At 53.4% G+C, this 22,412-nt stretch carries 22 protein-coding genes and 1 pseudogene; 11 read left to right on the top strand and 12 right to left on the bottom strand.

The features are described 5' to 3' along the window. The first annotated feature begins 129 nt into the window (after positions 1 to 129). A complete protein-coding gene (gene htpX, locus N5923_RS17750; protein ID WP_267145036.1) occupies positions 130 to 1,011 on the top strand; it encodes a protease HtpX in 882 nt (293 codons plus the stop codon). Positions 1,012 to 1,089: 78 nt separating this feature from the next. Here the strand turns inward: htpX and N5923_RS17755 are convergent, their stop codons facing one another. Beyond that, complete coding sequence (locus N5923_RS17755) at positions 1,090 to 2,478, bottom strand: MFS transporter (RefSeq protein ID WP_267145035.1); 1,389 nt, start codon at positions 2,476 to 2,478, stop codon at positions 1,090 to 1,092. Positions 2,479 to 2,675: 197 nt separating this feature from the next. On the opposite strand from N5923_RS17755, the gene kdgR reads away from it, so the two are divergent. Next, the gene (gene kdgR, locus N5923_RS17760; RefSeq protein WP_267145034.1) at positions 2,676 to 3,467 is read left to right on the top strand and encodes a DNA-binding transcriptional regulator KdgR; all 792 of its coding nucleotides are present in this window, start codon (positions 2,676 to 2,678) and stop codon (positions 3,465 to 3,467) included. A gap of 57 nt (positions 3,468 to 3,524) precedes the next feature. Here kdgR and N5923_RS17765 read toward each other — a convergent pair whose 3' ends face one another. Further along, positions 3,525 to 3,761, bottom strand: coding sequence for a YobH family protein (locus N5923_RS17765; protein ID WP_267145033.1), 237 nt, complete (start codon positions 3,759 to 3,761; stop codon positions 3,525 to 3,527). Between the two features lie 224 nt (positions 3,762 to 3,985). Here N5923_RS17765 and N5923_RS17770 point away from each other — a divergent pair, with 224 nt between their 5' ends. From N5923_RS17770 to rlmA, 5 genes and pseudogenes are all read left to right on the top strand, one after another. Continuing rightward, a complete protein-coding gene (locus N5923_RS17770) occupies positions 3,986 to 4,261 on the top strand; it encodes a YebO family protein (RefSeq protein WP_267145032.1) in 276 nt (91 codons plus the stop codon). 32 nt (positions 4,262 to 4,293) lie between these two features. Then, complete coding sequence (locus N5923_RS17775) at positions 4,294 to 5,298, top strand: MBL fold metallo-hydrolase (RefSeq protein ID WP_267145031.1); 1,005 nt, start codon at positions 4,294 to 4,296, stop codon at positions 5,296 to 5,298. A 541-nt stretch (positions 5,299 to 5,839) separates the two neighbouring features. After that, positions 5,840 to 5,984 (top strand): annotated as a pseudogene (locus tag N5923_RS17780) (DUF2627 domain-containing protein). Positions 5,985 to 5,996: 12 nt separating this feature from the next. Beyond that, positions 5,997 to 6,206 (top strand): transcription antiterminator/RNA stability regulator CspE, encoded by a 210-nt coding sequence (gene cspE / locus N5923_RS17785; protein WP_001062678.1) that lies wholly within the window; start codon positions 5,997 to 5,999, stop codon positions 6,204 to 6,206. 196 nt (positions 6,207 to 6,402) lie between these two features. After that, complete coding sequence (gene rlmA, locus N5923_RS17790; RefSeq protein ID WP_267145030.1) at positions 6,403 to 7,218, top strand: 23S rRNA (guanine(745)-N(1))-methyltransferase; 816 nt, start codon at positions 6,403 to 6,405, stop codon at positions 7,216 to 7,218. Here rlmA and mntP read toward each other — a convergent pair. The 5 genes from mntP to manX form a co-directional block, all read right to left on the bottom strand. Beyond that, positions 7,215 to 7,775: a manganese efflux pump MntP gene (gene mntP / locus N5923_RS17795; protein WP_267145029.1), complete on the bottom strand. Its 561-nt coding sequence runs from the start codon at positions 7,773 to 7,775 to the stop codon at positions 7,215 to 7,217. The genes rlmA and mntP overlap by 4 nt on opposite strands. Before the next feature lie 270 nt (positions 7,776 to 8,045). After that, complete coding sequence (locus N5923_RS17800) at positions 8,046 to 8,504, bottom strand: DUF986 family protein (RefSeq protein WP_267145028.1); 459 nt, start codon at positions 8,502 to 8,504, stop codon at positions 8,046 to 8,048. Between the two features lie 99 nt (positions 8,505 to 8,603). After that, positions 8,604 to 9,476, bottom strand: a complete 873-nt coding sequence (locus tag N5923_RS17805) for a PTS mannose transporter subunit IID (RefSeq protein WP_267145027.1) — start codon at positions 9,474 to 9,476, stop codon at positions 8,604 to 8,606. Positions 9,477 to 9,491: 15 nt separating this feature from the next. Continuing rightward, on the bottom strand, positions 9,492 to 10,289 hold the full coding sequence (locus tag N5923_RS17810; protein ID WP_267145026.1) for a PTS mannose/fructose/sorbose transporter subunit IIC: 798 nt from the start codon (positions 10,287 to 10,289) through the stop codon (positions 9,492 to 9,494). Positions 10,290 to 10,375: 86 nt separating this feature from the next. Further along, positions 10,376 to 11,341, bottom strand: coding sequence for a PTS mannose transporter subunit IIAB (gene manX / locus N5923_RS17815; protein WP_267145025.1), 966 nt, complete (start codon positions 11,339 to 11,341; stop codon positions 10,376 to 10,378). 529 nt (positions 11,342 to 11,870) lie between these two features. Between manX and N5923_RS17820 the strand changes: the two genes are divergently transcribed. Further along, the gene (locus N5923_RS17820) at positions 11,871 to 13,436 is read left to right on the top strand and encodes a TerC family protein (protein ID WP_267145024.1); all 1,566 of its coding nucleotides are present in this window, start codon (positions 11,871 to 11,873) and stop codon (positions 13,434 to 13,436) included. Positions 13,437 to 13,483: 47 nt separating this feature from the next. Here N5923_RS17820 and N5923_RS17825 read toward each other — a convergent pair whose 3' ends face one another. From N5923_RS17825 to pabB, 4 genes are all read right to left on the bottom strand, one after another. Then, the gene (locus N5923_RS17825) at positions 13,484 to 15,046 is read right to left on the bottom strand and encodes an EAL domain-containing protein (protein WP_267145023.1); all 1,563 of its coding nucleotides are present in this window, start codon (positions 15,044 to 15,046) and stop codon (positions 13,484 to 13,486) included. 219 nt (positions 15,047 to 15,265) lie between these two features. Beyond that, entirely contained in the window at positions 15,266 to 16,630 is a 1,365-nt protein-coding gene (gene sdaA, locus N5923_RS17830; protein ID WP_267145022.1) for an L-serine ammonia-lyase, read from the bottom strand. A 301-nt stretch (positions 16,631 to 16,931) separates the two neighbouring features. Then, positions 16,932 to 17,507, bottom strand: a complete 576-nt coding sequence (locus tag N5923_RS17835) for a CoA pyrophosphatase (RefSeq protein WP_267145021.1) — start codon at positions 17,505 to 17,507, stop codon at positions 16,932 to 16,934. After that, on the bottom strand, positions 17,497 to 18,867 hold the full coding sequence (gene pabB / locus N5923_RS17840) for an aminodeoxychorismate synthase component 1 (protein ID WP_267145020.1): 1,371 nt from the start codon (positions 18,865 to 18,867) through the stop codon (positions 17,497 to 17,499). The genes N5923_RS17835 and pabB overlap by 11 nt, the downstream gene beginning before the upstream one ends. 112 nt (positions 18,868 to 18,979) lie before the next feature. Here pabB and N5923_RS17845 point away from each other — a divergent pair, with 112 nt between their 5' ends. Continuing rightward, positions 18,980 to 19,216, top strand: coding sequence for a YoaH family protein (locus N5923_RS17845; RefSeq protein ID WP_267145019.1), 237 nt, complete (start codon positions 18,980 to 18,982; stop codon positions 19,214 to 19,216). Between the two features lie 14 nt (positions 19,217 to 19,230). On the opposite strand, the gene N5923_RS17850 is transcribed toward N5923_RS17845, so the two are convergent. Further along, entirely contained in the window at positions 19,231 to 19,575 is a 345-nt protein-coding gene (locus tag N5923_RS17850; RefSeq protein WP_267145018.1) for a RidA family protein, read from the bottom strand. Between the two features lie 130 nt (positions 19,576 to 19,705). Here N5923_RS17850 and N5923_RS17855 point away from each other — a divergent pair, with 130 nt between their 5' ends. Both N5923_RS17855 and tsaB read left to right on the top strand, forming a co-directional pair. Continuing rightward, the gene (locus N5923_RS17855) at positions 19,706 to 21,616 is read left to right on the top strand and encodes an ATP-dependent DNA helicase (RefSeq protein WP_267145017.1); all 1,911 of its coding nucleotides are present in this window, start codon (positions 19,706 to 19,708) and stop codon (positions 21,614 to 21,616) included. A gap of 59 nt (positions 21,617 to 21,675) precedes the next feature. Beyond that, positions 21,676 to 22,377 carry a tRNA (adenosine(37)-N6)-threonylcarbamoyltransferase complex dimerization subunit type 1 TsaB gene (tsaB, locus tag N5923_RS17860; RefSeq protein WP_267145016.1) on the top strand — a complete coding sequence of 234 codons (702 nt, stop codon included), beginning with the start codon at positions 21,676 to 21,678 and terminating at the stop codon, positions 22,375 to 22,377. The last annotated feature ends 35 nt before the right edge of the window (positions 22,378 to 22,412 follow it).

A 22,412-nucleotide genomic window follows, 5' to 3' on the forward strand; every position in this document is an offset into this window, starting at 1 on the left:
ATGCGACAAAATGTAAAGTTATGTCTTTTTAGACACTTAAACGTTAAGGTCGCTTGAAATGCTGCCGGCAACCCATACGATGTATATCCGTATACCGGTACTTATGTTAACTGAGGAAGATTAAATTTTATGATGCGTATTGCTCTTTTCCTGCTAACCAACCTTGGCGTGATGTTGGTTTTCGGGCTGATTCTCAGCCTGACAGGGATCCAGTCAAGCAGTGTTCAGGGCCTGATGATTATGGCAGGTCTGTTTGGCTTCGGCGGTGCGTTTGTTTCACTGCTGATGTCGAAATGGATGGCGCTGCGCTCGGTGGGTGGAGAAGTGATTGAACAGCCGCGTAATGAGACTGAACGCTGGCTGATGGAAACCGTGAGCCGTCAGGCTCAGCAGGCGGGCGTTGCGATGCCGCAGGTTGCTATCTACCACGCACCGGACATCAACGCCTTTGCCACTGGCGCACGTCGTGACGCCTCGCTGGTTGCGGTTTCCACCGGTCTGTTGCAGAACATGAGCCGCGATGAAGCCGAAGCAGTGCTGGCGCACGAAGTCAGTCATATCGCCAGCGGTGATATGGTGACCATGACGCTGATTCAGGGTGTTGTGAACACCTTCGTTATCTTTATCTCGCGTATTATCGCGCAGGTGGCTTCAGGTTTCCTGTCAGGCAACCGTGACGGCGAAGGCGAGAGCAACGGTAACCCGATGGTTTACTTTGCCCTGTCGATGGTGCTGGAACTGGTGTTTGGTATTCTTGCCAGCATTATCACCATGTGGTTCTCGCGTCACCGCGAATTCCACGCCGACGCCGGCGCTGCGCGTCTGGTCGGTCGTGAGAAGATGATTGCCGCGTTGCAGCGTCTGAAAACCAGCTACGAGCCGCAGGAAGCCAGCAGCATGATGGCGTTCTGCATCAATGGCAAAAACAAATCCTTTAGTGAGATGTTTATGTCGCATCCGCCGCTGGATAAACGTATTGAAGCGCTGCGTAGCGGTGAATATCTGAAGTAATCGCCGAAGGCAACGGGCGGCGAAAACGCCGCCCCTGGTCAGAGTCCATGTAGGGGAGCCGTTATCGGCTCCTTTTTTTTATCGGCTCCCTTTTTTATTGGCGCCGGGCTGCGTTATGCGCGTCATACTGACCACTGCGGCGATGCTGGAGAAGCAACCGGCCATAATCAGCGCAGCATGGGTGCCGTGGCTGCCAAACAGATTAAACATCAGCGCCACCAGTGCTGCGCCGCTGGTTTGTCCCAGCAGGCGCGCCGTGCCGAGCATACCGCTGGCGCCGCCACTGCGATTGCGTGGCGCGGAGGAGATTATCGTGTGATTGTTGGGTGACTGGAACAGGCCAAAGCCGGCGCCGCACAGCATCATGCGCCAGATAATATCGACATTGCCCGGTGATGACGGTAGCAACGCCAGTGCAAACAGTCCCGCGGCAAACATCGCCAGCCCGATACCACCTAACAAGCCGGCGTGATAGCGCTCAATCAGCCGTCCGGCGATCGGCGCCATCACCATGGTTGCCAGCGGCCAGGGCGTTAATAACAGCCCGGTCGCCACCTCATCCCGCCCCAGCACCGTTTGTAAGTAAAACGGCAGCGAAACCATCGCCAGCATCTGGGCGCAGAATGAGCAAACTGAGGTGCAGATCGACAGCGAGAAAATCGGAATGCGCAACAGATCCACCGGCAACAATGGAAAGGTTAACCTCAGCTGACGGCGAATAAACAGATAACCAACCACCAGCAGCGCCGCCACTTCCGCCAGAATAATCTCCCAGCGCTGGCCCTGCGCAGCACCACTCAGCGCGGATATCAGCAGACCAAAGGTCAGAGCATTCATTACTGCACTGGGGAAATCGAAACGTTGTCCCTGGGCTTTCTGCTGGTTATCCGGCAGAAAACGTATCGCCAGGCAGAGTGCCGCGATTGCAACCGGCACGTTGATAAAGAATAACCACTGCCAGGAAGCCACCGACAGCACTGCGGCGGCCACCGTGGGACCCGCAGCAGTGGAGACGGCGACAATCACTGAATTGATCCCCATGCCGCGCCCCAGATGGCGCTGCGGATAGATAATACGTATCAGCGCGGTGTTAACGCTCATCAATGCCGCACCGCCAAAACCCTGTAACACACGGGCAAAGGTCAGCATCTCCAGCGAGCCGGAAAGGGCGCAAAACAGCGAAGTGCAGCCAAACAGCACTAATCCACACTGATAAACTCGCCGGTAGCCGAGGATATCGCCAAGGAAAGAGAGCGACAGGAGAGAAATTATAATCGCCAGCTGATAGGCGTTAACAATCCAGATTGATTGCGCCGGACTGGCATGCAGGTCGTGGGCAATGGTCGGCAGGGCGACATTGGCAATCGCGCCATCCAGCACCGCCACAGTGATCCCTAAGGCAATAGCAAGGATTGCCCCATAGCGTTGCGGTAGCGGTAAGCCATCAAGTTGAGCAGTTGGTGACATAGCAGGCGAGTAGTCATAAGTGTGAATATGACCATGCTAATGATTGTTGCGCATTAATGCACTGAATTTAGCCGCTTAATGCTGTGCAAATGGTTCAGCAAAAAGTTGCCTGGTTGATTGCGGGAATAGTGATTGCACACGTATACTGGAAATGGTGTTCCATTTTTTGTAAAACAATTTCAGAAAGGTTGTGATTTATGGCCAATGCAGATCTTGATAAACAGCCCGACTCCGTCTCTTCGGTGCTAAAGGTATTTGGTATTTTGCAGGCGCTGGGCGAAGATCGCGAGCACGGCATTACCGAATTGTCGCAGCGCGTAATGATGTCCAAAAGCACCGTTTACCGTTTTCTGCAGACCATGAAATCCCTGGGCTACGTTTCCCAGGAAGGTGAGTCAGAAAAATATGCTCTGACGTTGAAATTGTTTGAGCTGGGCGCCAAAGCCCTGCAAAACGTTGATCTGATTCGCAGCGCGGATATTCAGATGCGTGAACTGTCGCGTCTGACCAAAGAGACCATTCACCTGGGCGCACTGGAAGAAGAGAGTATCGTTTATATCCATAAGATCGATTCGATGTACAACCTGCGTATGTACTCGCGGATTGGTCGTCGTAACCCGCTGCACAGTACCGCTATCGGCAAAGTATTGCTGGCGTGGCGCGAGCTGGCGGAAGTGCAGGAGATCCTGCAGCATGTTGAGTTTACGCGCAGCACCTCACGCACCGTTGGCAGTGCCGAAGAGCTTTTGCCAGTGCTGGATAAGGTCAAAGCGCAGGGCTTTGGTGAAGACAATGAGGAGCAGGAAGAGGGCTTACGTTGTATCGCCGTGCCGGTGTTTGACCGCTTTGGCGTCGTGATTGCCGGACTCAGTATCTCGTTTCCGACTATTCGCTTCTCGGAAGAGAGTAAAAGCGACTATGTTGCCATGCTGCACCGTGCGGCGCGTGAGCTGTCATCACAAATGGGCTTCCACGACTACCCGTTCTGATGTCGTTCATACGGCTGGCGGGTCTTCATACCCGCCAGCCGTTGATTTCTGTGTCGCTTAGTTATCGACCACTTCACTGCTTTTCTTCAGAATCGGACAATCCGTTACGCCAACAATGCCACTGTCGGTGTGCAGATACTGCGCCGAAACCACGCCGCGTGCGGTCAGATACTGACACTGTAAACCCAGTCCGGCAGCATTTTTGCTACTGCCTGTTAGTACGCCATAGCCAGTCAGTAACATTCCCAGCCAGATAATCGCCAGTACGGCAACAATACGTATCACAGTTCTCATTTTTGTCTCCTTGTAAGACGACTTCCCCGGTGTGACGTCGCATCTGAGGATAGAAGAATGCCGTTAAGCAAGCTTCCAGTCGATCAGAGGATGCCGAAAGGCGCGCTAATCAGGGATCAATTTGTGTGAGCTATCTATCAATTCACGCCTGAGCAGGTAAAATTGGCAGGTTGCGTCGCGCACTTTGCTGCGACCACTGAAAGTAGCGCAAGACTGAGGCATGTATGAATGAGATGGCAAATGGCGCGATGGGTTTGGCGTCGATGGGATTTATTGCTGCGCTGGTGATTGTTGGCCTGATCGCTTGGTTTTTTGTCAATCGCGCCAGTGTACGCGCCAGTGAGCAGATCCGTCTGCTGGAAGCACTGCTGGACGAGCAGAAAAAACAAAATGCGATGCTGCGTCGCCTGACCGACGCGGTCAGCGGCGGTGAGAAAAGCAAAGCGGCGGCTGAAAATGACGATGACAAAGATTTTACCCGTCTGATCCCCGAGCGCTAAACCTGGCAGCGGGCAATGAAGGAGATTCACCGATGGTCTGGAAAAACCCCTGGTATGACCCTGCCAAAGCCCACCACACGCCAGAAGGCTTCCGCAACCCGGAAGCCGATTTGCGTCAGCAGGGTGATTTAAGACGCTGGCAAAAGGAACGTAAGGCGCAGGGATTGCCGTTTCCGCCAGCAGGCGGTTATCAGGCGTTTATTGCACAATGGTGGCAGCCTGCCGATCTTTCCGGTAGTGATGATGCTATCTGGTGGCTCGGTCATGCCTGCATGATGCTGCGCATTAATCAGCGCTATACGCTAATCGATCCGGCTCTGTCGCAACGCGCGTCACCGCTGCGCTTTTATGGCCCGGCGCGCAAGACGCCAGCGCCTCTCGATATCAATGCCTTACCCGCGCTGGATACGGTGCTGATCTCACATAATCACTATGACCATCTTGACCGCCCGACGATCAGAAAGATTCTCCGCCGTTTCCCGGCGGTGCAGTTTGTGGTGCCACTTGGCCTGAAGCCGTGGTTTGAACAGCAGGGCGCAAGGCATATTATTCAGCTGGACTGGTGGGAAGCCGCATCGCTGGCGGATATGAAAGTCCATGCGGTGCCTGCACGTCACTGGAGTATGCGTTCCTTGCAGGATCGTAACCGCTCACTTTGGTGTGGCTGGACAATTAATGCGGGAAATCTGAGTTTTTGGTTTACCGGCGACAGCGGCTATACAGAAAATCTGTTGGATATTCCGCGCCGGCTGGGGCCGTTTAATGTAGCGGCGTTGCCGGTGGGCGCTTATGCACCAAAATGGTTCATGCACGGACAACACATGGACCCACAACAGGCGGTTTCTTTGCATCGTGATTTGGGCTGTCCGCTATCAATTCCGATCCACTGGGGCGTATTTGAACTGGCTGATGAATCGCTGGATGCGCCACCTGGGGAACTGGCGCAATCGATGCAGGCCGCCGGGCTTGAAGCGCGGCGTTTTCAGGCCTGGAGAATAGGCGCCAGAAAGTTAATTAATAATATCGACCAGGAATAATCCTAAACAGAAAGATAAAATCTGATACGGTTCAGAGAAGATATTTTTTTATAACGATAAGTTCAAATGGATCGAATAAAAACGTAATCTGAGGCTCCTGCATTTAATTGGGGCAAGGGCCAATATAGTCTCCTGATTTTGGTGCAATTTAATGACTAATGTGTACCGAGCTGCATTTAGTGTACAAGTTAGCACCACAACCATTTAACAAATGTTGTATTGAGCTCAATCAAAAAAATGACCTTTCTTTTGCAATATTTATGCAATAATTATGCTCATTAGTAATGAGTTCAGCTAACGCCGGGTTAGACGTAGCCTGTTCTTTAGGTTAAAGTAATCCTGATGTTAGAGAGATGCTGGATGAGCCTGTGCTGCCATAGTTGTATGTCATCGTTAGCCGAAAGTCTGCATATATGTGCAAAGTGTGCCATTAGTCGTTTCAATAATGTGCGACACGTCTATCACTGTTTAAAAATGGCTTGCCATTAATTTACGGATATGTGATAACGCTTTCTGGGCAAAACGAGGTACAGTTCTGTTTATGTGTGGCATTTTCAGTAATGAAGTTCTGAGTAAAAACGTTGACGTTGAATACCGCTTCCTTGCCGAACCTTAAATTAGTGCCTCATTCAGTAATGTCTCTGGTTTCTCAGTAAGTAAGCCTACGGGCGAATAAAACACTCTAAGGAATTTGCAAAATGGCAAAGATTAAAGGTCAGGTTAAGTGGTTCAACGAGTCTAAAGGTTTTGGTTTCATTACTCCTGCTGACGGCAGCAAAGATGTATTCGTACACTTCTCTGCAATTCAGGGCAATGGCTTCAAGACTCTGGCTGAAGGCCAGAACGTTGAGTTCGAAATTCAGGACGGCCAGAAAGGCCCAGCTGCAGTTAACGTAACTGCAATCTGATTTTGATCTCAGCCTCAGCGTTATGTTGCGATACATAACGCCGCTGAATCTGAATAGTGAAAGCCCCGTCACGCTGTGATGGGGCTTTTTCTTTGTCCGCTGCTGCAGCGTAATACAAAATTGTTGATGGATTCCTGACGCGTCACACGCATGAAAGGTGTAAACTGCCGCCCTGATTTTTTGCCGGAGAGCCTGCATGCCGTACCTTTGTCCACTTTGCCAGCAGCCGCTGACCCTTATCGAGCGCAACTGGCGCTGCAATAATCAGCATCAGTTTGATTGCGCCAAAGAGGGTTACGTCAACCTGCTGCCGGTACAGCATAAACGTTCTAAACAGCCGGGCGACAGCGTCGATATGATGCAGGCGCGCCGTCAGTTTCTGGATGCCGGTCACTATCAACCCCTGCAACAACGGGTGGCGGAACTACTGGACAGGATGCTGCCGCAGCAGCGCATTCGTCTGCTGGATATCGGTTGTGGTGAGGGCTACTACACTGAAGCCGTTAATCAGCGCTTATCGCAACGCGCTGAGACGGAAGTTCACGGTCTTGACGTCGCGAAGGTGGCTATCCGCTATGCCGCCAGACGCTACCCGCAGATTGCGTTCTGTGTCGCTTCCAGCCATCGTTTGCCTTTCGCCGACGCGTCAATGGACGCTGTGCTGCGCATCTATGCTCCCTGCAAAGCCGCCGAACTGGCGCGCGTGATCCGCCAGGGCGGCTATCTGCTAACTGTCGCGCCGGGACCACGTCATTTACTGCAATTTAAGGCGCTGATTTATCAGCAGGCAAAATTGCATGACGAGAGCGAGGAACATCCGCAGGGTTTCACCCGGGTGGAGCAGAGCAGCCTCGGTTATCCGATGACCTTAAACGGTGAACAGGCAACGGCATTGTTGCAGATGACGCCATTTGCCTGGCGGGCGCGTGAAGAGGTGTGGCAGCAGCTGGCGGCGGAGACGGCTTTTGTCTGTGAGACCGATTTTGTGCTGACGTTGTGGCAGCGGGATTAAGGCAGACCGGAATAGAGAATATTGCAGCCGATGCCGATCAGCACTACGCCGCCGAGGATTTCGGCGCGTTTGCCGAGCATCGGGCCAATAAAGCGGCCAATCATAATGCCTGTGGTCGACATCACTAAAGTCGCGCTACCGATCATCAGCGCAGTCTGAATAATATTCACCTGCAGGAAAGCCAGACTGACGCCGATCGCCATCGCATCAAGGCTGGTGGCGATGGCAGTCATCACCAGTAACCAGAAGCCATGACGGTAGACCGGCGGGCAATCGACTTTTGCGCCGCGCAGCCCTTCCAGCACCATCCGGCCACCAAGGAACGCCAGTAATATAAAGGCGATCCAGTGATCCCAGCGCACCACATACTGACTGGCAAGCTGACCTAAACCCCAGCCGATCAGCGGAGTAATGGCTTCGATGACGCCAAAGATCAGCCCGGTGCGCAGGGCTTCAGAAAAGCGCGGTTTATGCAGGGCAGCGCCTTTTCCGACAGCCGCGGCAAAAGCGTCCATCGACATACCTAAGGCCAGAATAAGCGTTGCGGAAATGTTCATCGAAGTCGTAAACCTCGGCCGGGACATCTATTGAACTGCGCGCCACCCCAACCCTAATGACGCAGGCTACATTATCACAACAGGAAATTAAGACAAAATTAAAATCGTTATTTCAGGCCGGGAATGATAACGATTTACATTAATTATGTGATTTTTAACGAGCCGTAAATATTAAGCATAATGTTGTTATGGTTTTGTTGGAAAATAATATCCTGACAATAAGTGGATGTATAGAATGAGTGGTTAATATACCCTGTGCTATATTTTATCTCATTGATTTTCAATCATAACTTTATAAATTTTTTCCAGATCGTCTAATTCTTTGACATGAATAAGCAGCCGGCGGTGCTCTAATTGCAGCACCAGGACGCCATCTTCGGATAAGTTCATGCCCTTAATACGCGAATAATCAACCCAGACGTTAGCGAAGAAAAAGCCCTCCACTTTGAAGATCAATTTTGGCCGACGAATCCAGAAGGTATAGATGGCAATAAAAGCCAGTACCATTAATAGCAGTGTGGTAATTTTCGGACCCTGGGCGGTGATATTGTGGTAAATCAGAATGGCAATCAGGCCGATAAAGATCAGACTATCCAGTTTGTTGCGGCGTTGCAGCAGCACTTTCAGCCGGGTTTCGCCACGCCGACGCTCCATCAAAAATTCATCATAGATTGCATACAGCAGGAAAAGGGCGAGAAGGGCGAGGATCACGTAATCGGTTAAAGACATACTACAGCTCCCTGAAAGTCGTTTCGTCAGCGCTCAGGATAAGCGCTGAAGAGGCGACTCTGAAGTAAAACCGGGAGCCTGCGCTCCCGGTCTGACACATTACAGTCCGAGTAAACCAATCCAGTAGCCGAAGATACCAATGGCAAAGAAGCCCATGATAATCCACAGCGCATTCACTTTGCGACGTAGCAGCCACATACAACCAAAGGTCAGCAGTAACGGCACCAGTCCCGGCATCAGCTGATCGAGGATGGTCTGAACAGTGGTGACGTGGGTCGCGCCAGTCTGGTCGGTAATCCTTGACACCACCAGCGGGATATTGACGTGCGTCCACTTGTTAACCAGCGCCCCCATCACAAACAGGCCGAGGATTGACGCCCCTTCCGTCATTTTCTGCAGGAAGCCGCCGCCCATATCATTAACGATATCGACACCTTTTTTGTAGCCATAAGCCACGCCATAGTAGCGGGTCAGCAGACGTATCAGGTTAAACAGCACAAAGAACAGAATCGGGCCGAGCAGGCTGCCGCTCATCGCGATACCTGCGCCCAGTGCGGCAAACACCGGACGAGCTGTGCCCCAGAAGATGGGATCGCCAACACCGGCCAGCGGCCCCATCAGACCGACTTTGATGCCGTTAATGGCGGCATCATCGATCGGCGCGCCGTTCGCACGCTGCTCTTCCATCGCCATCGTGACACCCAGAACCGGTGCGGCAACGAAAGGCTGGGTATTAAAGAACTCGAGGTGACGCTTAATCGCCTGCTTACGGTCTTCGTTATTTTCCGGGTACAGACGGCGGATCACCGGCACCATCGAAAAACAGAAACCCAGCGCCTGCATACGTTCGAAGTTCCACGACCCCTGGAAAAGGTTCGAGCGCAGAAATACCGCGCGGATATCCGCCGGAGTCAGTTTTTTATGCGCGTGCACGGCCGTGTTAGTCGTAGTAGTGGTAGTGGTATCAACCATTTCTCTCACCTTTTCCTAGTCTAATTCGTTGTCGAGATCGTTATTGGACGGGCCGGCCTGCGCACCCGCAACGCGGTTGTATTTTGGACTCAGCTGGATATAGAGCACCGCCATCACCACGCCAATCACGCCAAGGGCAACCAGGTTAAAGTTGGTAAATGCAGCGGTAACGAAACCAAGGTAGAAGAATGGCATCAGATAACCGGCACGCATCATATTAATGACCATCGCATAACCTACCACCACAATCATGCCACCGGCGATATTCAGACCGTTGGTGACCACTTCCGGGATGGAACTCAGCAGGTTATGCACCACGCTGGTACCGACCGAAACCGCGACAATCACTGCCGGGATAGCAATACGCATCGCCTGCAGAACTAACGCCGAAACGTGGATCCAGCTGATAGCGCTTAAATTGCCTTTCTCGGCGGCCTTATCGGCAGCGTGCTGGAAAGCAACGGTAATGGTACGCACAATAATGGTCAGCACCTGACCGGCGGCAGCCAGGGGAATAGCCAGCGCAATACCGGCGCCGACGCTCTGTCCACCGGCAATAACCAGAATGGTGGAGATAATTGAGGCGAGGGCGGCGTCGGGCGCAACGGCGGCGCCGATGTTCATCCAGCCCAGCGCGATCATCTCCAGCGTACCGCCGATGATAATCCCGGTTTTAACATCTCCCAGCACAAAACCGATTAACGTACAGGCCACCAGCGGACGGTGAAACTGAAACTCATCAAGAATCGATCCCATACCTGCAATACAGGCCACTATAAATATCAGTACAATTTGAAGAGTGGTAATCTCCATTGCACAACTCCTTCTGACATTTGCAATCTGAGTTAAACCTGACGCGTCAGGCAATGAATTAGATTATGTCCTGTGGACATAGCAACTTATTGATTTACTTTGGCAATCAGGTCCATCATTTTAAGCTTCTGGTCGGATGACACTTTTCTGACTTCCAGTTCAATACCGCGCTGATTGAGTTTTTTAAAGGCTGCAATATCTGTTTCATCAACCGAAACGGCATTATTGACCTGAGTTTTCCCCTGACGGAATGCCATACCACCGATATTGACGGATTTAATATTGACCCCTTCAGCCACAACACGCTCGACATCGGTTGGGTTAGTGAATAACAGCATCACCTTATCCTGACCATATTTCGGATTGTTATAGACGCGAATCATTTTGGCGACATCGACCACATGTGCGGTCACGCCGGGCGGGGCCACCTGGGTAAGTAACGTTTTACGCACATTGTCAGCAGCAACTTCATCACTGACGACAATAATACGCGTAACATTGGTTTCTTTCGTCCAGCGGGTTGCAACCTGGCCATGAATCAGACGGTCATCAATCCGCGCCAGGCCAATCTTCATATGGTCTTCAGGGCTCATCGGTTTTAACGGCGCCGCCGCTGCAACCGGCTTAATGGCGACAACCGGCGCCGCTTCCGGCTCCTTCGCCTTCAGCGCCTTGACCCCTTCACGACCGGTTTCAACTGCCACCGCCACCAGCTCGTCAAAAGACGGGTTATCGTCGCGTGCCATCAGGGTTTCAACCAGCATCGGAATATTAACGCCAGCAACCACTTCATAGTTTTGCTTATCAACCACAATTCGGCTGGCGGCATTAAACGGACTTCCACCCCAGGTATCAACGAGGAAGAGCACGCCATCAGCGGTATTCAGTTCCGTCAGGCGCGCATTGTATTTCTCTATTAAAGTTTCAGCATTTTCGCCAGGAACGAAATCGATCCACCCGACGTTTTGCTGTTCACCTAATAGCATTTCGGCGGTCTTAAGAAGCTGCTCCGCTGCCCAACCGTGCGTGCCGATTACAATAGCAATAGTCACTTGCTACCTCCTTTTACAATATTGAGCGTTTCAGGCGGGTGCACTGATGCGCCAACGATGTCATTTCAGCTCAACTCAACTCAAATGAACTTACCCAAATTAAACGCTGCGCGGGTCTGATAAGATTTCGTGCAGTGTCAGGTTATAAAGCTGTCATGCCGCGAATTATTTTAGTCTGTGAAAAAATAAATTATGTGACGACGCTCCGTAATTGTGAGGTATAACCTGCTGATTTACCTTTCTGCTCACGAAAACGGCATTACTTACTCAAGACCAGGGTTAACTGTAAGAAAATATTTTGACGACAATGTTTCTGCTGGTAGAGTAATGATTCCTTTTTTGTTACCGGAGTAACGGGCTTCAGCCCCCCTATGGACTGTCACCGAAGTAGTTTATCCATGCCACCGGGTCATCCGGCTTGTTTACTAACGCCGTTCGGCGTATCACGCACTATTGCCTGTCGTTATCCTCGTCGCGCGTCCGCTAAACCGGTCGTGGCGTTGTCCTGTTCCTTTTTCCGGAGTCTGTAATGGAATTTCTTCTGGACCCCTCAATTTGGGCCGGTCTGCTGACGCTTATCGTTCTTGAGATCGTATTGGGTATCGATAATCTGGTGTTTATCGCCATCCTTGCCGACAAACTGCCGCCGAAGCAGCGTGACAAAGCGCGCCTGATTGGTTTATCGCTGGCGTTATTAATGCGTCTGGGACTGCTGTCATTGATCTCGTGGATGGTGACGCTCACGCGTCCGCTGTTCAGCGTTGCTGACTTTAGTTTTTCTGGCCGCGACCTGATTTTGCTGTTTGGCGGAGTATTCTTGCTGTTTAAGGCGACCATGGAGTTGCATGAACGGCTGGAAAACCGTCAGCTTGAAACTGATGGCAATCGCGCCTACGCCAGTTTCTGGGCGGTAGTAATCCAGATTGTGGTGCTGGATGCGGTGTTCTCACTCGATGCGGTGATTACCGCCGTCGGAATGGTGAACGATCTGGCGATTATGATGACCGCGGTAGTGATTGCGATGGGCGTAATGTTGCTGGCGTCGAAACCGCTGACCAACTTTGTTAACGCACATCCCACCGTAGTGGTGCTCTGTCTGAGCTTCCTGTTAATGATCGGTCTGAGTCTGGTGGCTGAAGGCTTTGGCTTCCATATTCCGAAAGGTTACCTGTACGCGGCGATTGGTTTCTCGATTCTGATCGAGCTGTTTAACCAGATTGCCCGGCGCAACTTTATTCGCCATCAGTCCCATCGCCCGATGCGTGAACGTACCGCAGAAGCGATTTTGCGTCTGATGGGTGGACGCCGCGGCTCGCAGCAGACCAGCAGTGAAAGCAGTAGCGAAGTGGCGTCAGTGATGCCGCAGGAAGCCTTTAAAGATGAAGAGCGCTTTATGATTAACGGCGTACTGACGCTGGCATCGCGTTCGGTACGCAGCATTATGACGCCGCGTGGCGAGATCTCCTGGGTAGATGCCGAACGTCCGCTGGATGAAGTGCGCATTCAGCTGCTGGATACGCCGCACAGCCTGTTCCCGGTTTGTCGCGGTGAACTGGATGAGATTATCGGTGTGGTGCGCGCCAAAGAGCTGCTGGTGGCGCTGGATCATGGGATCGATGTGGCGACCTTCGCCGCGGCGACACCGCCGATTATTGTGCCTGAGACGCTTGACCCAATTAATCTGCTGGGTGTATTGCGTCGCGCCAAGGGCAGCTTTGTGGTGGTCACCAGTGAGTTTGGTGTGGTGCAGGGGCTGATTACCCCGCTGGATGTGCTGGAAGCGATTGCCGGTGAGTTCCCAGATGAGGATGAAACACCGGATATTATTGCCGATGGCGATGGCTGGCTGGTGAAAGGCGGTACCGATCTGCACTCGCTGCAGCAACTGCTGGATACCCAGCAGCTGGTAAAAGCCGAGGATGACCACGCTTCACTGGCCGGACTGCTGATTGCGCAGAAAGGGCAGTTGCCGTTACCGGGCGAAGTGATTGAGCTGTTGCCATTGCGCTTCCAGATTATTGAAGCGACAGATTACCGTGTCGACCTGGTGCGTGTAACCAAAGACCGTGATCGGATGGATGAAGAAGAGGCCTGATTTATTCAGGACAGAGAAAAGGGCGGCATTGATATGCCGCCCTTTTTTTATGCATTCAAACCAGGCTGATGGGCATTCAGCCATGCCGGGAAATCGGCAATCGGCATCGGACGGGCATAGAAATAGCCCTGTAACGTATCCACGCCGCGTTCACGCAGATAAGCCGCCTGTTCGGCAGTCTCCACCCCTTCAGCCACCAGCGCGATATTCAGGCGCTGGGCCAGCGATATCACCATATCCGTCACCGTCGCATTAATCGCATCGGTGCCAATGGCGGCGGTAAAGATCTTATCGATTTTCAGTACATCAGGACTGAGAGTTTTCAGATAGGCCAGCGAACTGTGGCCGGTTCCGAAATCATCAATCGCCAGTTTTACGCCAATCTTATGCAGATGGGAGACCACCCGTTGATCCACTACCGGCAGCGCATCACGCTCGGTTAACTCCACCACCAGTTGCGGCCGCGGATTGGCGGGCCACCACAGGCGTTGCAGATCGTCAATAATCGCCCGATCGCGGAAATGGCTGGCCGCAACATTAATCGCAATATGGAAAGTGGGGCAGTCTGGCAGTAACGGCAGGTGTCTGACCGCCTCATTTAGTACAAAACGCGTCAACGGCGCGATCAGATTCTGACGCTCGGCCATCGGAATAAAGACGTCCGGCGGGATCCAACCCTGACGCGGGTTGTGCCAGCGCAGCAGCAGCTCGATCCCGTCACAGGCACCGGTACGGCCATTAATCAGCGGCTGGCAGTAGACCATAAACTCCTGTGCCGATAAGCCGTAGCTAATCTGCCAGGCAATACTCATGCGGTTGGCGGTAGCCAGCCAGACGATATACCCCATCAGCAGGCTCAGCAGCAGCGCCAGTGGCAGCTGAGAAGGAACAGTCATCAGCGCCAGGCGGGCAGGCGAAGGACCAAACAGGGTAATCGAGAAAGGATAGCGCAGCGATGACTCTTCGTAGCTCACTTCATCTTCAGAAGGCAGCGCGTGCTCAATCATCGGATTGCCATATTCCAGGCTTTTGCCGCCGACATTAAAAATGGCGCGTTCAACCCACGGCAGGGTCGGTTCCAGCAGATAGTTGCTCATCAATTCGATATTGATGATCTGCACAATTCCGGCGCGGTTATCCAGCGATTTTGGTGTCCACAGCAGTAATACCGGCGAGCCTTTTAACAGGTAATCATCGGTTGTCAGCATCATGCGCTGATTGTTAACCGCCAGTTCCGGCCATTTGTCACTGAAAACAAGGGCGCGCTCGCCATAAATGCTTGAGCAGTAGACGGTATCATTGTCGACCAGCAATACTGCACGTACGGTTTGCAGGGTGGCCATTTTCTCCACCAGCGGAAAGCGCACGTCGTTACAAGTTAAGCCAACCAGCGCCAGCGTATTATTGGCTGACACATCAAGTGGCGAAAACATCCGATCAAAACGTTGTATGGCGTTGTTGGCGAAGCTATGCGACTGCTGCTCAATACGGCCTTTCTCTTCGAAAAAACGAAAGGTCAGGGTAAGAATGAGCACTAACGCGGCGACGATCGAAGCGATAAACAACCGCTTGCGACGAAACTGTCCAACAATTTGCTGGGACACTTGCATCAGTAACCATCCTATAAAAAAGCGCAAAATGAGATTTCGAATACCAGTTATCGACAAAAGGAAAACTTAGTTTAGTACTAATGAACAAAAAGCGCCGGAATCAGGACATGAAAACGCGGCCTGTGATAAGGCCGCGCGAAACCACTGTATCGGTTTACTCAGACGGGTGATAGTCCGCTAATGAACTATTTTTGGATGTGGCACTACACGGCTGGGAAATTAGTCACACTGCACTTTTATTGCCAGTCCGCCTCGTGAGGTTTCACGATATTTGGCGTTCATATCTTTGCCAGTTTCGTACATAGTTTCGATGACTTTATCCAGCGAGACGCGCGGCTCGCTGGTGCGTCGCATCGCCATACGCGCAGAGTTAATCGCTTTTACCGCAGCAATGGCGTTACGTTCGATGCAGGGCACCTGAACCTGCCCGGCAACCGGGTCACAGGTCAGGCCGAGGTTATGCTCCATCCCAATTTCAGCGGCCACGCAGACCTGCTCCGGGCTGGCGCCGAGTAATTCAGCCAGCCCGGCCGCCGCCATCGAACAGGCGACACCCACTTCACCCTGGCAACCGACTTCAGCACCGGAAATCGATGCATTCATCTTGTACAGAACACCAATGGCGCCGGAGGCGAGGAAATAGCGGATAAAGATATCCGGACTGACAGGCTCGATAAAGTGATCGTAGTAGGCCAGCACGGCCGGAACGATGCCGCAGGCGCCGTTAGTTGGGGCGGTCACCACGCGGCCACCGGCGGCGTTCTCTTCATTGACTGCCAGCGCAAACATATTGATCCAGTCAATCACGTTCAGCGGGTCACTGGAGAGCTTATCGGACGAGACCAGCAGGCGGCGCAGCGCCGACGCGCGACGCGGTACGCGCAGTGGGCCCGGTAATACCCCTTCGGTATTCAGGCCGCGATCGATACAGTCACGCATAGCCTGCCAGATATCGCCAAAGTAGCTCTCGATTTCCTGATAGCTGTGCAGCGCCCGTTCGTTTTTCATAATCATGCCGGAGAGTGACAGACCAGTTTGATGGCAGTGGGCCAGCATCTCTTTGGCGGAATTAAACGGATATGGCACGCTGACTTCCGCCAGCGTTGACTGACCAAAATGCTCTTCATCGACAATAAAACCGCCGCCGATAGAGTAGTAGGTTTTGCTGTAGATCGGCAGGTCACCGGCAAAGGCATGGATACGCATACCGTTTTCATGCAGCGACAGGTTATCGCTACGAAACACCATGCCGCCTTCACGTGGGAAATCGACTTCATGCTGACCGCTGGCCAGCAGCAGACGCTGACGCTGCTCAACGTCGCGAATAAACCCCGGGATGCTGTCGATATCGACGCTATCCGGCGCAGCGCCCGCCAGTCCCATAATAATGGCGATATCGGTATGGTGGCCTTTGCCGGTCAGCGACAGTGAGCCGTAGACATCCACAGCAACACGGGTCACCGCAGCAAGCTGGCCATTTGTCACCAGATCATCGACAAACTGTTTGCCGGCTTTCATCGGGCCAACCGTATGCGAGCTGGAAGGGCCAATGCCGATCTTAAACATGTCGAAAACGCTAATCACGCTACAGACTCCTTAATATAGAGACACTCTGCTGCTGGTCTCGGGTGAGCAGAGGGTTATATCTTCATCATGCGGTAAATTGACAGCCATATCGCATGAAAAAAAGTTATCGAAAACGGCAGTAAAACTATTGCCAGCCGCCGCAGCGGGACGCATAGCATAACTGACTTTACGAGTAAGTGGAATATAAATGAAAAGGGCAAATCATGCAGTGATTTGGATCGCCAATTGGCAACTTGCCAGTGAAAAATAATGTGATGAGCAATAATTAGACGCCTTAAGAGACGCGGAAGGAATGGCGCTAATCCGGCGCAATCTGCAGACTAAGCTGGCGAATAATTCCGGCAGTCATGCCCCAGACAAAATAATCTTCAAACCATGATAACCAGACGCGATGGTGCAGGCCGTGACGATGAATATCCAGTGGCGTATAGCGACCCAGACGCAGAGCTTCCTGCAGCGGCATTTCAAACACCGCCGCCACTTCATCTTCGCTGGCGCGATAAGTAATGGTATCAGGGATCACGCCGACCACTGGGGTAACCTGAAAGCCAGTACTGCTGGTCACCGCAGGCAGCACGCCGATCACCTGTACCATCGCTGGTGGAATTGCCACCTCTTCTTCGGCTTCACGCAGGGCGGTAAATATCAGCGAGTCATCGCTGCTGTCCATCATGCCGCCGGGAAAGGCCACCTGGCCGGCATGCTTGCGCAGCGAACTGGCGCGTTTGGTTAACAGCAGCGTTGGCTGCGGACGCGCGATAATCGGCACCAGCACCGCCGCATGCCGGGTGGGCAGGGTAACAGCGGGGCGTTCGGGCAGCTGGAGCGTAAAGCGCGCGAGAAATTGCGCCAGCGTCAGTGTATTAGCGGTCATCACTGATATCCTGCAGGCAGGGCAAGATACGGTTTACCTTGTCGAACGTTTCCTGATATTCCGCCTGCTGCTGACTGTCGGCGACAATGCCGCCACCGGCACAGCAGAACAGTTTACCCTGCTCGGCAATCAGGGTGCGGATGCTAATGCTGGTATCCATACGGCCACAGATGCTGAGGTAGCCAATGCTGCCGCACCAGGCGTTACGACGCTGAGGCTCCAGCTCTTCAATAATTTCCATCGCCCGCACTTTTGGCGCACCGGTAATCGAACCACCCGGAAAACAGGCGCGCAACAGATCGCTGGCGCTCAGTCCTGGCTTCAGCTGCGCACGAATAGTGCTGACCAGATGATGTACTGCCGGGAATGGCTCCACCACAAACAGTTCCGGCACGTTTACGGAACCGGGTAGTGCGACACGACCAATATCATTACGCAGCAGATCGACAATCATCAGGTTTTCCGCCCGATCTTTAGCCGAGCTGGCCAGCTTCTTCGCCTGCTGCCGATCGGCTACTGCATCCTTAAGGCGCGGTAACGTGCCTTTAATCGGCCGCGTTTCAATTTCGCCCTGTTGCAGTTTAAGGAAACGCTCCGGCGACAGACTGAGGATCGCGCTCTGTTCCAGACGCAAAAATGCGCTGAATGGCGCCCGGTTCTGCTGATTCAGCCGGGTGAAGGCCTGCCATTCATCGCCCTGATAGCTGGCGCTAAAGCGCTGGGCGAGATTGACCTGATAACAATCGCCTGCCTGCAAATAGTGCTGTATGCTGTCGAACTTCTCACCATACTGCTCTGGCGTCATATTGGAGTGCCACTCGCTGGTGAGGCCAAAACTTTTCGGCCGGGTATCAGACGGCAATGTCATCAGCCAGTTCAGGCGTGTCGCGGCTGGCTGATGGGTCACCAGCGTCAGCGTCTGGCGCTGATGATCGGCAATCAGTGCCCAGTCATACAGCCCGACTGCCATATCCGGGGTTTTCAGCTCGGCCAGTGCGGTCACAGGCAACTTTTCGAAACGACGACCCAGATCATAGCCAAACAACCCTAATGCTCCGCCCTGGAAGGGGAAATCCGGATGCTGTGTGGCATGCAGATTTAACTGTTCAAGCGCCTGTTGCAGCAGCGCAAGCGGGTCGGCTGTGGACTCAGTGACAACGTCACCTTGTTGCCAGCGCGTAATGTCGCCACGGGTTTGCAGCGTGGTGCAAGGATCGGCGACCATAATATCGAAGCGATTATCGGCATGCGCGGCAAATCCTGAACTGAGCAGCATTGCCCAGGGTTGGTGGGCAACGCGCGCAAACAGATTATGCAGGGCGTCAGGCGTATATTCTATCGGGGTGTAAACAGGCGACATGGTGTTTAGCAGGTCATCACAGCATAAAGATGCAAGCCTGGCATATTTTTCTCTCGCTGGCATCTGTTAGTTAGTCGTGAAATAATTTTCACCTATCGAGTAAGGAGTCACTATGAGTACAGGTTTACCGTCACTGTCACATGCACAGCAGGAACAGGCTGTCGGGCGCATTCAGGATTTGATGTCGAAGGGGATGAGCAGCGGTGAGGCGATTCAGCAGGTCGCACGAGAAATCCGCGAAAGCCATACAGGTGAGATGATCACCGCGCGCTTTGAAGATGAGGACGACGAAGAAGAAGAGAGCAGTACGGCGCGTTACGACGACGAAGACGACGAGTACGAAGAGTAACGCGCCGCGTCAGGTCAGAGTGCGGCGATAATTTTGATTTCAACTTTATACTGCGGATTCATCAGATTCGCCTGCACGGTGCAACGCACCGGCGCATTACCCGGTGATACCCATGCATCCCACGCGCGGTTCATCGCCGGGAAATCCTCCAGATTGACCAGAAACAGAGTGGCATCCAGAATGCGGCTCTTGTCGGATCCGACACGCGTCAGAATACGATCGATAACCGCCAGCGCATTGGCGGTTTGCGCTTCGGCATCCTCGTTCAGATTCTCTGGTACGCTGGTGTAATACACCGTCTGGTTATGGATCACTGCTTCCGACATGCGGTGTTCCGGATCAATACGGGTAATGCTCATCACATTTTCCTTCTCGGGATCGAATTTGGACATTAGCCTGACACAAAAATAATCCTGCTGTCATCTGTTGTGGAGAGCGTGGCAGAATACTGACATAATTACAGTGTTTTTACTCAGGCAGTGAGGGTGTGTGGCAGACGATTTTGCAGCAGAAGGCGCACTGGCGCGGGAAATACCGGGTTTTAAACCGCGCGAAGCACAGCGGCAAATGGCGGAAGCGGTAACCAAAGCGATTAGCAGTCGCAGTGAACTGGTGGTGGAAGCAGGTACCGGCACCGGTAAAACCTATGCCTACTTAGCCCCGGCACTGCGCAGCGGTAAGAAAGTGATTATTTCTACCGGCTCAAAAGCGCTGCAGGATCAACTTTACAGCCGCGATCTGCCGACCGTGGCGCGCGCCCTGAAATTTAAAGGCCAGATGGCGCTGCTGAAAGGGCGTTCCAACTATCTGTGCCTGGAGCGTCTGGAGCAACAGTCGATGGCTGGCGGTGAGCTGGCGGTGCAGGCGATGAGCGATCTGGTGCATCTGCGCGGCTGGTCTAACGAAACCGTCGATGGCGATATCAGCACCTGCGGCGGGGTGGCGGAAGACAGCACCATCTGGCCACTGGTCACCAGTACCAACGATAACTGCCTGGGCAGCGACTGTCCGCTGTATAAAGACTGCTTTGTGGTAAAAGCGCGTCGCCGTGCGATGGATGCCGATGTGGTGGTGGTTAACCATCATCTGTTTCTCGCCGATATGGTGGTCAAAGAGAGTGGCTTCGCCGAGCTGATCCCGGAAGCCGATGTGATGATTTTCGATGAAGCCCATCAGGTGCCCGATATCGCCAGCCAGTATTTTGGTCAGCAACTCTCCAGCCGCCAGTTAATCGATCTGGCGAAAGATATTACTATTGCCTACCGCACTGAAGTGCGGGATGCCCAGCAATTACAGAAGTCAGCGGACCGGCTCGCGCAGTGTGCGCAGGATTTTCGTCTGGCGCTCGGCGATCCTGGCTATCGCGGCAATCTGCGTGAAGTTTTAAGCGATACCCATATTCAGCGCGCCCTGACGCTGCTCGATGATGCGCTGGAGCTGTGCTATGACGTGGCGAAAATGTCGCTGGGCCGTTCGGCATTGCTGGATGCGGCCTTTGAGCGCGCGGCGCTGTATCGCAACCGCCTGAAGCGCTTAAAAGATATTTCCCAGCCAGGTTTCAGCTACTGGTATGAGTGTAACTCGCGCCACTTTGTGCTGGCGCTGACGCCGCTGTCGGTGTCTGAACGTTTCCGCGAAGTGATGGATGAACGTCCGGCGGCATGGATCTTTACCTCAGCCACGCTGGCGGTAAACGAAAAAATGGATCACTTTGTTGAACGCCTTGGCGTCGGCAACGCAGAAGCGCTGATCCTTAACAGCCCGTTCGATTTTGCCAGCCAGGCGCTGCTGTGTGTGCCGCGCAACCTGCCGTCGCCGAATCAGCCCGGTGGCGCGCGCCAGCTGGCGCGTATGCTGCTGCCGCTGATTGAAGCCAACAATGGCCGCTGCTTCTTCCTCTGTACCTCGCATCAGATGATGCGCGACCTGGCTGCTGAATTCCGCGCCTCGCTAAAGCTGCCGGTATTGTTGCAGGGAGAGACCAGCAAAGGCCAGCTGCTGAAACAGTTTGTCGCTGCCGGTAACGCCCTGCTGGTGGCTACCAGCAGCTTCTGGGAAGGGGTGGACGTGCGCGGTGATGCGCTGTCGCTGGTGATCATTGATAAACTGCCGTTTACCTCGCCGGACGATCCACTACTAAAAGCGCGCATGGAAGATTGTAAGCTGCGCGGCGGTGAGCCATTTGATGATGTGCAATTGCCGGATGCGGTTATCACTCTGAAACAGGGTGTTGGTCGTCTGATTCGTGACGTTGACGACCGTGGCGTGCTGGTAATTTGCGATAACCGTCTGGTGATGCGACCTTATGGGGCGGTGTTCCTGAACAGCCTGCCGCCGACGCCGCGCACCCGCGATTTGCAACGCGCGGTGGAATTTCTTACTGTGGCATCAACGCAGTAATTCCTGCCGCCTTGTGCTAAGATGCCGCCGAAAAAATGTTGATCCCGCCTGAGGTTGCTATGTCCACGCGAATTTTAGCCATTGATACGGCCACTGAAGCCTGTTCAGTTGCGCTGTTAAATAATGACACTATTGATGCCCGCTTTGAACTCTGTCCGCGTGAACATACGCAGCGTATTCTGCCGATGGTTGAACAGGTGCTGTCCGCTAATCAGCTGGCATTAACCCAGCTGGATGCGCTGGCCTATGGCCGCGGACCGGGCAGTTTTACCGGCGTACGCATCGGTATCGGTATTGCGCAGGGTCTGGCGCTGGGCGCCGATTTACCGCTGATTGGCGTCTCGACGCTGGCTACCATGGCGCAGGGCGCCTGGCGACTGACCGGCGCTACCCGCGTGCTGGCAGCGATTGATGCGCGGATGGGCGAAGTCTACTGGGCGGAGTATCAGCGCGATGAGCTGGGCAACTGGCTGGGCGAGGGCAGCGAAGCGGTGCTGAAACCGGAAGCGGCGCTGGCGCGTATGGCGCTGCTCGATGGCACATGGGCCACGGTTGGCACCGGCTGGCAGGCGTGGCCGGAGCTGGCGGCGCAAAGTGGACTAAACTTAATCGCAACCGCTGTGGAATTGCCCGCTGCTGAAGATATGTTACCGCTGGCTGCACTGGCGCTGACAAATGGCGACAGCGTGGCGGTTGAGCATGCTGAGCCGACCTACCTGCGCAATGAAGTGACATGGAAAAAATTGCCCGGACGTCAGTAACTGGCAACTTATCAGCCGAACGGCAGTCTAAAAAA

This window comes from Winslowiella arboricola, assembly GCF_025527015.1.
GTDB classification, from domain to species: domain Bacteria; phylum Pseudomonadota; class Gammaproteobacteria; order Enterobacterales; family Enterobacteriaceae; genus Erwinia; species Erwinia arboricola.

Excerpts from the sequence above, each read along its gene's own strand:
- htpX (WP_267145036.1), top strand. The coding sequence starts at position 130 with ATGATGCGTATTGCTCTTTTCCTGCTAACCAACCTTGGCGTGATGTTG.
- N5923_RS17755 (WP_267145035.1), bottom strand. The coding sequence starts at position 2,478 with ATGTCACCAACTGCTCAACTTGATGGCTTACCGCTACCGCAACGCTAT.
- kdgR (WP_267145034.1), top strand. The coding sequence starts at position 2,676 with ATGGCCAATGCAGATCTTGATAAACAGCCCGACTCCGTCTCTTCGGTG.
- N5923_RS17765 (WP_267145033.1), bottom strand. The coding sequence starts at position 3,761 with ATGAGAACTGTGATACGTATTGTTGCCGTACTGGCGATTATCTGGCTG.
- N5923_RS17770 (WP_267145032.1), top strand. The coding sequence starts at position 3,986 with ATGAATGAGATGGCAAATGGCGCGATGGGTTTGGCGTCGATGGGATTT.
- N5923_RS17775 (WP_267145031.1), top strand. The coding sequence starts at position 4,294 with ATGGTCTGGAAAAACCCCTGGTATGACCCTGCCAAAGCCCACCACACG.
- cspE (WP_001062678.1), top strand. The coding sequence starts at position 5,997 with ATGGCAAAGATTAAAGGTCAGGTTAAGTGGTTCAACGAGTCTAAAGGT.
- rlmA (WP_267145030.1), top strand. The coding sequence starts at position 6,403 with ATGCCGTACCTTTGTCCACTTTGCCAGCAGCCGCTGACCCTTATCGAG.
- mntP (WP_267145029.1), bottom strand. The coding sequence starts at position 7,775 with ATGAACATTTCCGCAACGCTTATTCTGGCCTTAGGTATGTCGATGGAC.
- N5923_RS17800 (WP_267145028.1), bottom strand. The coding sequence starts at position 8,504 with ATGTCTTTAACCGATTACGTGATCCTCGCCCTTCTCGCCCTTTTCCTG.
- N5923_RS17805 (WP_267145027.1), bottom strand. The coding sequence starts at position 9,476 with ATGGTTGATACCACTACCACTACTACGACTAACACGGCCGTGCACGCG.
- N5923_RS17810 (WP_267145026.1), bottom strand. The coding sequence starts at position 10,289 with ATGGAGATTACCACTCTTCAAATTGTACTGATATTTATAGTGGCCTGT.
- N5923_RS17820 (WP_267145024.1), top strand. The coding sequence starts at position 11,871 with ATGGAATTTCTTCTGGACCCCTCAATTTGGGCCGGTCTGCTGACGCTT.
- N5923_RS17825 (WP_267145023.1), bottom strand. The coding sequence starts at position 15,046 with ATGCAAGTGTCCCAGCAAATTGTTGGACAGTTTCGTCGCAAGCGGTTG.
- N5923_RS17835 (WP_267145021.1), bottom strand. The coding sequence starts at position 17,507 with ATGACCGCTAATACACTGACGCTGGCGCAATTTCTCGCGCGCTTTACG.
- pabB (WP_267145020.1), bottom strand. The coding sequence starts at position 18,867 with ATGTCGCCTGTTTACACCCCGATAGAATATACGCCTGACGCCCTGCAT.
- N5923_RS17845 (WP_267145019.1), top strand. The coding sequence starts at position 18,980 with ATGAGTACAGGTTTACCGTCACTGTCACATGCACAGCAGGAACAGGCT.
- N5923_RS17850 (WP_267145018.1), bottom strand. The coding sequence starts at position 19,575 with ATGAGCATTACCCGTATTGATCCGGAACACCGCATGTCGGAAGCAGTG.
- tsaB (WP_267145016.1), top strand. The coding sequence starts at position 21,676 with ATGTCCACGCGAATTTTAGCCATTGATACGGCCACTGAAGCCTGTTCA.